Source organism: Lysinibacillus sp. LZ02, assembly GCF_050613145.1.
Classification (GTDB): Bacteria; Bacillota; Bacilli; order Bacillales_A; family Planococcaceae; genus Lysinibacillus_B.
The window spans coordinates 391146-405800 of the sequence record NZ_CP192507.1 but is presented as its reverse complement, the minus strand read 5'-3'; the positions used below and the strand labels follow the sequence as shown (position 1 = coordinate 405800).

The window sequence follows — 14655 nt, the reverse complement described above, 5'->3', positions numbered from 1 at the left end:
TTATTTTAGAGGAACGATTCGCAATATGCAATTAGTGTTGATGACGGATTTATGCGCGGTTTTCCGTGACTTTTACGCGGGTTTCAACCAGTTTTACGCGACTTCTCCTCACTTTTACGCGGGTTCCAACACGCTTTACGCGACTTCTCCTCACTTTTACGCGGGTTCCAACACGCTTTACGCGACTTCCCTACTTTTACGCGAGTTTCAGCACGCTTTACGCGACTTCTCCCTACTTTTACGCGGGTTCCAACACGCTTTACGCGACTTCCCTACTTTTACGCGAGTTTCAGCACGCTTTACGCGACTTCTCCCTACTTTTACGCGGGTTCCAACACGGTTTACGCGACTTCCCTACTTTTACGCGAGTTTCAGCACGCTTTACGCGACTTCTCCCTACTTTTACGCGGGTTCCAACACGGTTTACGCGACTTCCAACACGTTATGCGCGACTTCCCATTGATTTCAGCATGCTTGCATACATCCCATCGCGCGCGATGAGCTCCTCCTGCAAGCCGGCTTCCACAATCTCTCCTTGCTGCAACACAAGGACGACATCTGCATTGCGTACCGTATTTAACCGATGCGCAATGACAAAGCTTGTGCGCCCTTCCATCAGTACTTCGAGCGCTTCTTGAATTTCCATTTCGGTCACCGTATCAATGGAACTGGTTGCCTCATCTAACAACAAAATCACAGGATCTGCTACTAACGCACGGGCAATCGATAACAACTGCTTTTGCCCTTGTGAAATCTCGCTACCATCTGCTGATAATACAGTGTTATAGCCTTCCCCTAGTTTCATAATAAAATCATGGGCATTCGCCTTTTTCGCGGCTTCGACAATTTCTTCATCGGTCGCGTCTAATTTTCCGTACCGAATATTATCGTACACCGTTGCTTCAAATAAAAACGGGTCTTGCAACACAAACGCCATTTGACTACGTAGCGTTTGGCGCGCAATCGAACGAACGTCACGGCCATCAAATTCAACACAACCGCTTGCTGTGTCATAAAACCTTGCAATCAGCTGCATAATCGTTGTTTTCCCTGCACCTGTTGGACCGACTAACGCGACCGTTTGCCCCGGCTCAATGGCAAAATTCACGTGACGTAATGTGTCATTTTCTGCATTTGCATCATATTTAAAGGAGACATCCCGAAATGCGACAGCACCACGCAGCTGCACGTCTTGACTTCCGCTATCTTCCTCAGCCGGCTCATCCATCACAGCAAATACACGCTCCGCACCGGCGATAGCCGATAACACCGTATTAAACTGGTTCGCTAAGTCGTTTAATGGACGCGTAAACTGGCGCGCATATTCGGCGAAAATGACAATCGTTCCAATGGACACATGCCCTTTTAATGCCAGTAAGCCGCCAATCCCCGCCACAATCGCAAAGCTCATATTGTTTAATCCATTCATCACTTTCGGAATATAGCCTGAATACGAAAGCGCCCAAAAGCCAACCGTGCGAAGACGGCTGCTTTTCGCTCTAAATTCCTCAATTACCCGTTCTTCCTGCGAGAATGCCTTTACTACACGTTGACCGGAAATCGTTTCTTCAATCATCCCATTTAAAGCCCCTAATGCAGCTTGCTGCTCTTTAAACAGCTTCCCTGTACGACGCGTAATCCAGCGCATCGCCCAAAACATGAGCGGAATAATCAGCATCGTCAACACCGTTAAGAGGGGGCTTAAATACAACATAACAAGGACTGTGCCTGTTAATGTCAGCACACTTGAAAACACTTGAATGAAAGAACTGTTTAATGTCGAACTGATCGTTTCGATATCATTTGTCGCGCGACTCATCAGCTCCCCATGTTGCCGTTGATCAAAGTATGGAACGGGTAGCTTCAGTAGCTTCTCAAACACACCTGTACGCATTCGGTAAATCGTTTGCTGTGCGATGCCAATCATCCAGTAGTTTTGCAAAAATAAAGAAATCGACAGCACGACATACACACCAATTAGCGCAAGAATAATCGTGCGCATCCCTTCAAATTCACCCGGCACCACATAATAGTCAATGATCTGACCGACTAAAAATGGCCCAATCAATGATAAAGCAGAGCTGATGACAACCATGACAAGGACCATAACTAATAAGGCACGCTGTTCATCAACAATGCGCCAAATTCGACTGAGTGTGCGTTTCCAGTCACTGGCACGTGCGCCCTTTGGCTTCTTTCCCGATCCTAAATCTTCCTTCCTTAAAATACGCTCATAGCCAAAAGGATTTTGTATGAATTTCACCTACTCCACCTCCTGCTGTGACGCCACAATTTTCTCGTATAGCGTGCTTGTGCGAAGCAGTTGTTCATGTGTGCCAAAGCCAACCACTTGCCCTTCATCCAGTAGTAAAATTTTATCGGCATCGCGAGCCGTTCGGACTTTTTGTGTTACGACGAGCATCGTTGCCTGCTCTTTCGCTAACGCCTCCCACAGTGCTGCCTCTGTTTTCACATCAAGTGCGGACGTACTATCATCCAAAATTAAAATAGTTGATTTTCGGATTAACGCACGGGCAATGGATAGACGTTGCTTTTGACCACCCGATAAGTTAACCCCTTTTTGACCGACACGTGTGTCATACGCGTCCGGAAAACTTTCCACTGCGCCGTGAATTTGCGCTTGTGCGGCCGCTACCTGGACTTCTTCTAGCTCAGCCTCTTGCTTCCCCCAGCGTACATTATTGAAGATGGATCCCGTGAAAAGCATCGATTGCTGTGGCACAAAGCCAATCATCTCACGTAGTACATCTAAATCCCACGCTTGCACGTTCCGACCATTGACATACACTTCTCCACCAGTGACATCATAAAAGCGAGGAATTAAGTTCAGTAACGTTGACTTCCCAGCACCTGTTGCCCCCATAATCGCCAGCTTTTCACCTTGTGAGACCGAAAACGATACATTGGATAACACGTCCGCGTTCGTATTAGGATATCGGAATGTGACGTTACGAAACGACACTGTACCCCGTTTTGACGCCTCGAACTCTTGAACTCCTGCTTTCTCTTCCGTTCCTTCTTCGATCAACAAAATCTCTTCCATCCGTTCAGCAGACGCCTTCGCCCGTGCAAAGGCAATAATGATAAATGCAAACATTGAAAATGCACCTGTTACACGCATTGTATAGTTGACGATAGCAACTAAATCACCGACCTGTGCCTCACCACTGCGCACTTCCACAGAGCCAAACCACAATACCGCAAGCAAGCTAAAGTTCATGATAAGCGTTAGCACAGGCATAATTAATTCCATCGTACGTAGCGCCTTCACCGTATCAATTTGCAAGTTTGACGCCACTTTGCTAAAGCGTGTCGCCTCGTATTGTCCGCGCATATACGCCTTCACTAATCGAATCCCTTGTAAGCTTTCTTGCAACACGCGATTCACACGGTCTAGACGGAATTGCACCACTGAAAAATATGTAACCCCTTTTTTCACCATGACTACTAAAAAAATAAGTAAAAAAGGTGCCCCTATCAGTAAAAACATCGCCATTTTGGCATTAACAAAAAACGCCATCGTAATACCGCCAATCACAGATAGCGGCGCACGAAGCATAATACGTAAACTCATAAATAGCACGCTCTGCACCTGTGTAATATCACTCGTCAAACGCGTAATTAAGCTTGACGTCGGAAACTTCAAATAAGTCGCCATCGTAAACGACTGGATTTTCCGAAATAATGCATTTCGTAAATCATAACTAAAACTTTGAGCAGTATGTGCACTAAAATAAGAATTGGTAATACCTGAAACCAGTGCAACACCTGCTAATCCAAACATGATTATCCCCCATTGCCCAATGACACCTGTATTCCCTTGTAAAATACCATCATTAATAATTTTGGCAATAATCAGCGGCTGTACAAGCTCCACAAATAGCTCAATCAGCATTAACATTAATGCAATCATCGCTGGCCACTTGTAAGGTTTTATATAAGAAAAAACAGTCTTCACAACAGCATCTCCTCACCAATTAATTCGAGACTCTAATTTCTTTCCAAAATATTATGACATAATCGTCTCTACTTTTAAAAGCGGTTCGATTTCACCACTCCCACCTATTTAATAATTCTGAATGAGCAAAAATACATCCTAAAAATACAAGGTGAATAGTAAATGATATTAAATTTAAGCGTCATTGTGGCCTCCGCGCTTTGCCACAGCCTACACAGAAGCTAAAACAGGCCGGGCCTGTTTGGATCTCCTGTTCCTGCTCCTGACGCTACGCTTTCGTCGTAAAGAAAATCTTGGCTCATATGGCTATGGCGCGCTACGGCAAAAGTAAATACTTCTCAATATGCTAGAAAAACATTTCTCTTCTCTAAAAGAAATCATTTTCTTTTCATTTGCACATATCGTCTCCTAGCCCCTGTAATCTATGAGGATATTTATTATTTTTTAGCAACTCATTTTTTATTGAACACTAGTCGCTTGTAGCGGAGGCACGAGACTCCTACGGGAAAAGCGAGACAATCAAGACCCCGCAGGAGCGAAGAATGAGCGATGAGGAGGCTTGATCTCGCCCGTGGAAAGCGAGTGCCGGAGCGGAAAGCAACGGTTACTCAAACGGTAATATATGTTTCAGAATTCACTCATTATAAGTAACACTTATTTCTATAATCCCATTACTATTTATCATAAAAGATAAGAAAAAAGACCTTATATCTACCTTTATTAAATATTAATATTACATTAATAGTGACTATGCGACTGATATTCCCTATAATATTGTTATACATTTCTGAACTAGGGAGGCGTAATCTATGAGCCCACTACCGATTGACCAAATGAAGAATGAACTAGTCGACCATACCCCTTTCCCATCTTTTGTCATGAATCTTCACGGTGATTTGTTAGAATGGAACAATTGGAGCGAGGTTTATTTCGGCTATAAAGCGGATGACTTTGCGCAAAATTCTTTACGAAATAGCTTATTTGCTTCTGTACACGAAGAAGCTTGGGACGTCATTTTAACGAGTGAACAGGCAATTCGCTTTAATAATTTACAGCTCGTGATGAGCAATGGCAACCTCATCGATGTTTCTTTGTTTACAAAACATTGTTTATTTAATGATGAACAAGCATTATTCGTCATGAGTATACCACTGGATGCTGTGCACACAATGGGTGATAACTATCAAGAGCTGATCGACCTTCGTAACGGTATTCAATCTTCCTTTATGACGGTCACGCTGGATCACGAAGGCTTCATTGTAAATGGTAATCAGCACTTTTTAAAAACAAGTCATTGGACACCTAAGCGCGTAGTAGGTAAAACGTTCTGGCGGTTGTTCCCTGAAACACCAGATAGTGAAAAAATAGCGCAAACGATTTGGAAAACATTAAACAATGGACATATTTGGCAAGGTGAAGTTGAAAAAGCAACGAAAAACGGGGAATCGTACTGGGTGTATTTAACCGCTATCCCGACAATCGGAACGAAATCAGAGGATACACGCTTCATCCTGATTGAAAAGGACATTACAAAAGAAAAAACAATCCAGCTACAGCTCGAAAAAATTGCGTTCATTGATGCACAAACGGGACTGATGAATGTACACCGCTTAGAAAGCGTAATTACAGAAATGATTGCAGAAGGTCGCCACTTCTCCTTTGTGTATGTAAGCATTGATAAATTTTATACAATTAAAGACTTACATGATCAGGAAGTCGAAAATGGATTAATCGTAGAATTTACGAAGCGTATGAAAATGTACTTTCAGGATAGTACAATGGCACGTATTAATGAACATGAATTCGTTGTCATTACTCCGCTACCAGAATGGTTTATACAGGGCTTCTTAAACTACTTGCAGCAACACCCAATTTACAATCATAACATCGCGATTCCACTTGCCATTAGCGGCGGTATTTCGCGTTACCCTGAAGATCAATCGACTTTTTTACAATTAATGAAAGCATCGCTTGCGACAATTGCTACTGTACGTGAAGCAGGTGGCAACAATATCGCTTCGCTATCAAGAGCAACACATAAAACATTAAATCGCCAAGCTGTGATTGAAAAACGTTTGCTACTTGCACTTAATCAGCAAAATTTACAAGTTTTATACCAACCGCAAATGGATTTACAAACAGGGAAAATTACAACAGTTGAAGCGCTTGTACGTTGGACAGATGAGGAAATTGGCGTTGTGTCACCAGATGAGCTCATTCCAGTCGCCGAGGAAACAGGCTTGATCAATCGTATCGGTGCCTTTATGTTAGAAAAAGCATGTGAACAAGCGGTCGCATGGCATCATGCAGGAATAAATGTGAAAGTGAGCATCAACTCCTCTGTGCGTGAGTTCCGCGATAAAAACATGGCAAAGTCCATTTTAGAAACATTAGAGAAAGCAAATTGTCCTGCTCATCTCATTCAAATTGAAATTACTGAAAAGTTCGCATTAGAAGCGGAAGGCGAAACATCAATTATTAATCAAATGCGTCAACTTGAAGAAAAAGGCATTGTCTTCGTCCTGGATGACTTTGGGACTGGCTATGCATCATTCCGCTATATGCAACTATTACCAATTGAAGTTTTAAAAATCGATCAAACATTTATTAGTTCTTTAACAAAATCTGAAAAAACACAGCGCCTCATTGATGGAATGATCCAACTGGGCAAATCCATGAACTTAACTGTACTGGCAGAAGGTGTGGAAACAGAAGAACAAAAGAACTTACTTGAAAACTATGGTTGCGACAGCATACAAGGTTACTACATTAGCAAACCTGTGGAGTGGGAAGAAATCGAACGTTTATATAAAGCACGATAACGAGAAGGGGTGTCCAGAAAGTTTTTACTTTCTGGACACCCCTTCAATTTTTCATAATGATCCATTAAGAAATATTGCTCCTGTGGTGGTCGCAAAGCCCCCGTCTCAAAATGTTTTTTTAGGCGGCATTTTTGTTGCTTTCTTTTCTTTTACAAAGGATTGAATCGACGTGCGACCTTTGCGCATAAAGCGGAACATTAATTGCATGATGACCTCTGCGAAAACAAGGCCCATTGCAATGGCACCTGAGATTAAAAAGGCACGCATCCCGTATTGCATTCCCGTTAAATAATCTACTTCTACCACGCTACGCATCGCATTATAGGCAATGCCGCCTGGGACAAGCGGAATAATACCCGATACACTAAACACAATCATCGGCATCCGAAGACGACGTGCATAAATGTAGGCAACAATTGCGACGACAAACGCCCCAACAAATGAGGCATGCACCTCATATACACCCTCTTGCGATAATACATGGAAAATCGTCCAACCAAGTGTCCCGACGATACCACACCACGGAATCGCTTTTATCGGCACATTAAAAATAACACCGAAGCAAGCCGTTCCTAAGAAACTAAGCCCAATCTGTATAAAAATGTCCATTGATGCGCCTCCTTAAAACGACAGCACAAGTGCGATGCCTGAACCGATCGCAAAGGCTGTTAAAAAGGCTTCTGCCCCTTTTGCCATTCCTGCTGTAAAATGTCCTGCCATCATATCGCGTACTGCATTTGTAATGAGTAACCCCGGCACAAGTGGCATGACACCACCAAGTAGAATTTTATCTAAATGTGTCCCTAAACCGTATTTCACCGCTAAAAATCCAATGACCCCAACGATAAGTGCAGCAAAAAATTCAGAGAAAAATTTCACTCTTGTCATATCATGGACAACCGTAACAGCATATAATCCAATACCCCCTGCTACAAAGGCAGCTGGGACATCTGACCAGTGTCCATTAAACAAAATTAAGAAACAACTACTAGCGACAGAAGCTGCCAACATTTGTATAATAATTGGTAAGAAATAATTCGTTTTCTGTATCTTATTTAACTCGTCATACGCCTGTTCTAGTGTTATGATTTGAGATGTAAGTTTACGAGATACATTATTTACAAGTGTTATTTTATGCAAATCCGTAATTCTTGTCGAAATAGATGTAATTCTAGTAGGCTGTGTTCGGCCAAGCGAAAAAATAATCCCTGTCGGCGTCACATAACTTTGTGCACCTTCTAAATTTTGCGACCGCGCCATTCGAAGCATCGTATCTTCTACACGATAAGTTTCGGCCCCGCTTTCCATCATAATACGACCTGCTAGTAAAATGCAGTCAATGGCCAATTCATTGTTTTTTTCATGCATGCTCATATGGAACGGAACCTCCTTTTAAACTAGACACATCTTAACGAATAAATAGCGAAAGCTCAACTTCTTTTTTCAAAAAACTGATGCATATGTTACATCATAGAGAGGAGCACAAACATCATGAGAAGTACACGGAAGAAAAAACGCGGACCTTGGATTGATCTGGCGTTGATTACTTCCATCTTATTATTAGTTAGTATTATTATTTTCTTTACTATTATGGACGATACATTAAATGGTCATGACAATGAAGTGATTGCGACAGATTCGATTGTTGATTCAAGTATAACCGAAGCAGAATCTGCATTCCCAGGCATTCGCATCATTTCTGATATGTCAAATGACCCAGATTTGCCGTTTGCGATTCAATACCCACAAACAAACGATGAGAATTTTAATGTGCTAATTGAAGATTATATTACCTCTTCTAAAAAAGCCTACATAAATGCGATGCGACCACAGAAAGATACGCGCAAAGTAGAAAAACTTTCTGGTGAACTGAATATTCACTTTGATACATATCAATATAACGAAAATTATTATTCTTTTGTTTTTACGGAACGTATGTCTACAAATGAGAAGTCGACAAAAACCACATTAAAAACGGTTTTCTATCATATTGAAACAGCACAAGTGTTAGATATTCGCACACTACTTGGCGAAGATACTAAAAACCTAGAAACGTTTGCAAGCCATGTCCGTGAGTTACTAAAAGCCAACCCAGATTTACAAGATGTATTAATCGCAGAAGAAGTGGACTTAGCAACCGAAGCACGATGGGTATTATTTGATAAATTCGCCATACATCAAGATGAACTATACATTTATTTTGATGAAGGAACGATTGCACCACCTGAACAAGGTCCTATTTCAGTGCAAGTATCGATGTCATTTTTAAATCCACTCCTTGCTTCAGCATTCCAAATGCAAATGGTGGAAGTGGATGCACCTGCAGATGGTGTAGTCGATGACAACAAAAAACGGGTCGCCCTTACTTTTGATGACGGACCACATCCAGAAGTGACAACCCAAATTCTTGATAGCTTAGATCGCTACAATGCAAAAGGGACATTCTTTATGCTCGGTAACCGGGTACAATACTATCCTGAGATTGCACGTGAGGTACTAAAGCGTGGTCACGAGATTGGTAACCATACATGGAGTCATCCCGTATTACCAAAGCTATCACAATCACAAATTATGAATGAATTTACAATAACAGAACAGGCACTTGTCGAGGCGATTGGGCAGGAATCGACTGTATTCCGTCCACCATACGGGGCAACAACTGAAGCGATTAATACGATGATTCCGCACCATGTCGTGCTTTGGTCGATTGATACACTCGATTGGAAACACCGCGACGCTCAACAGCTCGTGCTAATCGTCAAACAACAGATGCACAACAACGCCATTATTTTAATGCACGATATTCATCAGTCAACAGCAGATGGCTTAAATGGCATACTGGACTACTTAGCAAGTGAAGGCTATGAGTTTGTTACAGTAAGTGAAATTCTACCTTATCGGTAATATACAAAAGGCAGCTAGAGATCCCCTAGATGCCTTTTGTTTTATTTTAGCGGTATACTTTTTAGCTTTTTAAATGTGTGTTTGTTATAAGCCGTAATTTCATTGTTCGCAACCGTATATAACGTATCCTCAATATACAGTAATCGTCGTACCATTTTACTCCAATCTTCATATTGCTCATTTTTTGCTTTTGTCACCAAATCCCCTGCTAACTCAATGCCCTCCGGTGTAATATGGTAAACAAGTGCTCCTGAGCCAATATAGCCATCTTGATCATAAATAGCAATCGGGAAACCGTAATGTCCGTTTACTGTATCACGGTACAATGCTTTATGGTCATGCTGTACATCTGAATACGTGCCACGTCCACCGATAATATCGTTGTCTACTTCAATCGGATTTGCGACATCTGTCACATCAAAGAGTGACACCTTCATACCCATCGTATACACCATTGGTTGTTTAGAATATGGATCCACCTCTACCTTTGTATCATAGCCAATGCCGATTAAATGAGTCTCATCAAGTGGGTGCAAGTAGTTACTAAAGCCAGGAATTTTCAGCTCTCCTAGCACATTCGGGTTCGTAGGGTCTGCTACATCAATAACAAAGAGCGGGTCTGTTTCTTTAAACGTCACAATATACGCTTTCTCCCCCATAAAGCGAACAGAGTAAATACGCTCACCACGTGCTAAATCCGTTAATTTACCCACTTCATTTAAATGCTCATCATAAATAATTAAGTGGTTATTCGAGTTAGCCTCTCTCCCAGATGCACTGCCTGTCGTTGTCGCAACACGGAAGTATCCGTTATACTCATCCATCGAAAACTGATTTAAAACAGTCCCTTCCAGTGTTGTACGTGCTGTCAGTTCAATCGTCGTCCCATCAATCGCAAATTTATATAATTCTGTATTGCTTCGCATCGGTGTGACAATCTCCGTTGTAGCACGAATCGTTGGAGCGAATGTCATATAGTTTGGCGCCGTCATGTAAATGGCCTCTGTTGACATATACATGCCTGACCCAGCCCCTAAAAACGTCTGTGCTTTAAATTCAGCTGTTTCATAATGATGTAAATCCATTGCCGAAACGATTGTATAGTTCGCTTCCTTACTGCCAGGGAACAGACGAATGCTGTCTAGTGCTGCATGTGTAACGGACGAATCATTTGAGTCGAATAATTGCGGGCGCAACTCCACCTCTTCTTCCTCTCGGAGCAACCAATAATTTGGTGCCGTATTCGTCACGATATATAACACATCCTTATATTCGCGCACCCCCACTGCATGGCCTTCTTGCCCCACTTCCCGAACTAATTTTGGCTTTTGATGATTCGTTACATCATAAATCGCCATTTTGGTCATCATTGTCCCTGTATAATATCCTTCTTTTGTCCGGGACTCGATATATTGGTCGTATAGTACAATCAGTTTGTTTTTGTGAAGTAGCAGCTTCGATGGATACACGTCTTTTAATTCGATTTTACTCATTACTTTTAACTGCTTAGCATCAGTAATAAACACTGTATGGTCTGTCATCGTGTAAAGATATTTACCATCTGTGACAGTGACATCCCCTTCTTCAATCCCATCAACTTGGTTGTTCGTTTCAGAGTGCGATACGGCTTTATCTGAACTAGAATTGGCCATTTCCGTTGATTCCTCTTCGACACCCACTAGAACATCTCCGTCTCGCATCGTCACTTGCTGTTCATTTAAAATCGATTGGAAATATGTTTTTAAATCATCCAGTGACTTAATCGTTTGCAGCTCATCTACGACTGAAAATGACACGGTTGCCCCGGTACTTACCCTTTTCTTGAAAGCCTGTTCTGTGACATGAATCGTATAATCCCCTTTCGGTAAATCGTGAATAATGAGCACCTTTCCCTCAATGGACATTTTCGGCTTTACGACATGCCCTTTTGCATCCGTAATCGAAATCGTCCCATTTGTGAGGCTTTCCTCTTTTAATACTTCATTAAAGCTTGCATGAAATTGCTGATTTTCAAAAATAGCGGACGTAGCATACACTTGCACTTGTTGACTAAAGAAAGACACCACTACAATCGTTATAACCGCAATAAATGTCACAATACCGCCCACATACCACTTGCCTTTATACTTCATTTTTATTCACACCCCTTCTTTTCAGATTAGACTGATGAGCGCGAAAAAAGTTACAGTTTCTTCATAATTTTTGGTTAATTTTTCAATTATAAAATGCCTCGAATTTGTTTCGAGGCATTACTCCGTTCATTTAAAATTTGTCACCTTACCATTTCACAATCATGGATGAGCGGTGAGATGTTTCTTTAATAACAATGCCGCGTTTCGTCATCTCTTGAATAAACTCGCTTCCTGGTACAACGGTCTCTGGCGGCAATACACCGCGTTGTGCAATCACGCCATTGCCAATCATTTGTGCCACAACCGATACGGTGCAGGCCGTTGCACGGGCCATAGCCGTAATATTGGCTTCTACATCTTTACGTACAACCATCTCATATTCATACTTATATTGCTCTTCATCTTTCTGACCGGCAATAATGGCACGAAGCAGCACCGCATCTACCTTTTTCCCAAGATCCAGCTTTTTCTTTAATGCTTCACGTACAACCGTGCGTACAGAAATATCTTGGTCCTCGACTTGTACTGTATTGTCTTTACTTAAAAAGTCCAAATCAGCAAGCAGCTTAAACTTTTCTGCATGCCCCTTATAGCGAATTGTTTTATATTCAAGTGTTTTGACATGTGGGAACGTTTTGTACAACGTTGAAATCCCACCTGATGTATAAAACGCTTCTAATACACCAAACTCCTCAAAATAAATCGGTTCAATACCTGTCAGCGACTCCACCTCTGTCAATTTCCCTTTTTGAATCGCTTTACTTGGTTCTGTATAATGATCAAATACACCTTCCAGTGAGAATACACGTGTATAATGCAGTGGCGGTTTTGGTTCAGTCGGAATGCCACCTACGTATAATTTAATCGATTCCACTTTATCTAATTTTGTGGCACCGTATCCTGTTAAAATATTAATCATACCCGGTGCTACCCCTAAATCCGGTATAATTGTGACATTATTCTTCTTTGCTTCCTCTGTGCGCTGTAAAATATTCTCTGTGACACCACCGATATGCCCGCCTAAATCGACTGCATGTACCCCTGTTTCAATTGCCGCTTGTGCGACACGTTCATTAAATGCATAAAATAATGCATTGACCACAACATTTCCGCGTATGATGACATCTCGTAGTGCTTGATCGCATTCTGCATTTAATGCTACAACTTCAATTTTATTTGTATCAAGCGTAGCAGCAAATGCTTTCGCTGCCTCTGTATCTATATCTGCTAACAATATTTTTTCTACATGATCACTTGCGACTAAATCACGCGCAACCTCTTTCCCCATCAAGCCCGCCCCTAAAACGACTACTTTCATACAAAACATCCCCCTTTGCTTGTATTGTTAAGTGTCAATTTGTGCACGCTGTAACTTACCACTATAGTCCACATAAATACTCTTCCACTCTGTATACACATCGAGTGCTGCCTGACCTGAATCTCGATGACCGTTCCCTGTTCCCTTTGTGCCACCGAATGGTAAGTGAATTTCTGCGCCTGTTGTGCCTGCATTGACATACACAATGCCCGTATCAAGTAAATGTTGTGCTTTGAAAATCGTATTTACGTCTTGCGAAAAAATAGAACTAGAGAGACCAAATTTCACGCCGTTATTTACTTCAATCGCCTCTTCTAGACTACCTACTTCAATGATACTAATGACAGGTCCGAAAATTTCCTCTTGTGCGATAATCATATCTGGTCGTACATCCGTAAAGAGCGTCGGTTCAAAATAAACGCCTTTGTCATAGGGTGGCTCCGTTAAAATGTTTCCACCACGTACCAGTGTAGCGCCTTGTTGTTTACCGATTTGCACGTAATGATTAATTTTCTCTAATGCTGCTTTATTGATAACAGGACCTACTTTTGTCGTTGAATCCAGTCCGTCCCCAATCGTTAATTCGTCCATTGCCTTTAATAAGCGATGAACCACTTCTTCTTTCACATCTCTATGCACGATCACACGGCTACACGCTGTACAACGCTGCCCTGCTGTTCCAAAAGCACTCCATAAGATGCCTTCCACCGCTAATTCGATATTTGCATCATCCATGACAATGACTGCATTTTTTCCGCCCAGTTCAAGCGATACCTTTTTTAACAGTTTGCCGCCTAGTTCAGCTACTTTACTACCCGTTGCATTCGAACCCGTAAATGAAATAATGCGAATGTCCGGATGCTCTACTATCGCAGTGCCCACAGTAGGTCCCGTACCAAATACAATATTGACAACACCAGGTGGCAAACCGACCTCTTCAAAGATTTTACCGAGTTCATAAGCCATGAGTGGTGCTTCATTTGACGGCTTCCACACGACTGTATTCCCTGAAACAAGTGCCGGAAACGCTTTCCACGATGCAATGGCGATTGGAAAATTCCATGGTGTAATAAGACCAGCTACCCCAACTGGTGCACGAACACTCATCGCAAATTTATTGGCAAGCTCTGAAGGAACGGTCTCACCAAATAGGCGACGCCCCTCACCCGCCATATAAAACGCCATATCAATGGCTTCCTGTACTTCACCGCGTGCCTCTTCAATCACTTTGCCCATCTCTTTTGTGAGCAACTCCGCTAAGTATTCTTTCTTCTCTTTTAATTTAAAACCAATTTCATATAAATAATCCGCTCGTTTTGGTGCGGGAACCTGTGCCCATTGTTTTTGTGCATGTTTTGCAGCAATTGCTGCCTCATTTACGTCATGCGCAGTCGACAATGGAATTGTTGCAAGTTGTTCACCAGTGGCAGGATTGATGACCGGCATCGTTTTTAAACTTGCCGCCACCCAATGCCCATTAATATAATTTTCCACTCCCAT

9 protein-coding genes are annotated in these 14655 nt (G+C 42.1%); 2 read left to right on the top strand and 7 right to left on the bottom strand.

Annotated features, from left to right (window positions below; genetic code table 11):
• Positions 1-442: 442 nt before the first annotated feature.
• Both ACQQ2I_RS01850 and ACQQ2I_RS01845 read right to left on the bottom strand, forming a co-directional pair.
• The gene (locus ACQQ2I_RS01850; RefSeq protein WP_431028861.1) at positions 443-2263 is read right to left on the bottom strand and encodes an ABC transporter ATP-binding protein; all 1821 of its coding nucleotides are present in this window, start codon (positions 2261-2263) and stop codon (positions 443-445) included.
• A complete protein-coding gene (locus ACQQ2I_RS01845; protein WP_431028860.1) occupies positions 2264-3979 on the bottom strand; it encodes an ABC transporter ATP-binding protein in 1716 nt (571 codons plus the stop codon).
• An 809-nt stretch (positions 3980-4788) separates the two neighbouring features.
• Here ACQQ2I_RS01845 and ACQQ2I_RS01840 point away from each other — a divergent pair.
• On the top strand, positions 4789-6801 hold the full coding sequence (locus ACQQ2I_RS01840) for a sensor domain-containing protein (RefSeq protein WP_431028859.1): 2013 nt from the start codon (positions 4789-4791) through the stop codon (positions 6799-6801).
• A gap of 105 nt (positions 6802-6906) precedes the next feature.
• On the opposite strand, the gene ACQQ2I_RS01835 is transcribed toward ACQQ2I_RS01840, so the two are convergent.
• Together ACQQ2I_RS01835 and ACQQ2I_RS01830 are read right to left on the bottom strand one after the other, a co-directional pair.
• Positions 6907-7410 (bottom strand): threonine/serine exporter family protein, encoded by a 504-nt coding sequence (locus ACQQ2I_RS01835; RefSeq protein WP_431028858.1) that lies wholly within the window; start codon positions 7408-7410, stop codon positions 6907-6909.
• A 12-nt stretch (positions 7411-7422) separates the two neighbouring features.
• On the bottom strand, positions 7423-8169 hold the full coding sequence (locus ACQQ2I_RS01830) for a threonine/serine exporter family protein (protein ID WP_431030428.1): 747 nt from the start codon (positions 8167-8169) through the stop codon (positions 7423-7425).
• A gap of 123 nt (positions 8170-8292) precedes the next feature.
• Between ACQQ2I_RS01830 and ACQQ2I_RS01825 the strand changes: the two genes are divergently transcribed.
• Positions 8293-9705 (top strand): polysaccharide deacetylase family protein, encoded by a 1413-nt coding sequence (locus ACQQ2I_RS01825; RefSeq protein WP_431028857.1) that lies wholly within the window; start codon positions 8293-8295, stop codon positions 9703-9705.
• Positions 9706-9746: 41 nt separating this feature from the next.
• Here ACQQ2I_RS01825 and ACQQ2I_RS01820 read toward each other — a convergent pair whose 3' ends face one another.
• From ACQQ2I_RS01820 to ACQQ2I_RS01810, 3 genes are all read right to left on the bottom strand, one after another.
• Entirely contained in the window at positions 9747-11837 is a 2091-nt protein-coding gene (locus tag ACQQ2I_RS01820; RefSeq protein WP_431028856.1) for a beta-propeller domain-containing protein, read from the bottom strand.
• A 145-nt stretch (positions 11838-11982) separates the two neighbouring features.
• Positions 11983-13155: a saccharopine dehydrogenase C-terminal domain-containing protein gene (locus tag ACQQ2I_RS01815; RefSeq protein WP_431028855.1), complete on the bottom strand. Its 1173-nt coding sequence runs from the start codon at positions 13153-13155 to the stop codon at positions 11983-11985.
• Between the two features lie 27 nt (positions 13156-13182).
• The gene (locus ACQQ2I_RS01810; RefSeq protein WP_431028854.1) at positions 13183-14655 is read right to left on the bottom strand and encodes an aldehyde dehydrogenase family protein; all 1473 of its coding nucleotides are present in this window, start codon (positions 14653-14655) and stop codon (positions 13183-13185) included.

Bases quoted from the DNA above. Each gene is read 5' to 3' on its own strand.
- ACQQ2I_RS01840 (WP_431028859.1), top strand. From the start codon at position 4,789: ATGAGCCCACTACCGATTGACCAAATGAAGAATGAACTAGTCGACCAT.
- ACQQ2I_RS01835 (WP_431028858.1), bottom strand. From the start codon at position 7,410: ATGGACATTTTTATACAGATTGGGCTTAGTTTCTTAGGAACGGCTTGC.
- ACQQ2I_RS01830 (WP_431030428.1), bottom strand. From the start codon at position 8,169: ATGCATGAAAAAAACAATGAATTGGCCATTGACTGCATTTTACTAGCA.
- ACQQ2I_RS01825 (WP_431028857.1), top strand. From the start codon at position 8,293: ATGAGAAGTACACGGAAGAAAAAACGCGGACCTTGGATTGATCTGGCG.
- ACQQ2I_RS01820 (WP_431028856.1), bottom strand. From the start codon at position 11,837: ATGAAGTATAAAGGCAAGTGGTATGTGGGCGGTATTGTGACATTTATT.
- ACQQ2I_RS01815 (WP_431028855.1), bottom strand. From the start codon at position 13,155: ATGAAAGTAGTCGTTTTAGGGGCGGGCTTGATGGGGAAAGAGGTTGCG.
- ACQQ2I_RS01810 (WP_431028854.1), bottom strand. From the start codon at position 14,655: ATGGGAGTGGAAAATTATATTAATGGGCATTGGGTGGCGGCAAGTTTA.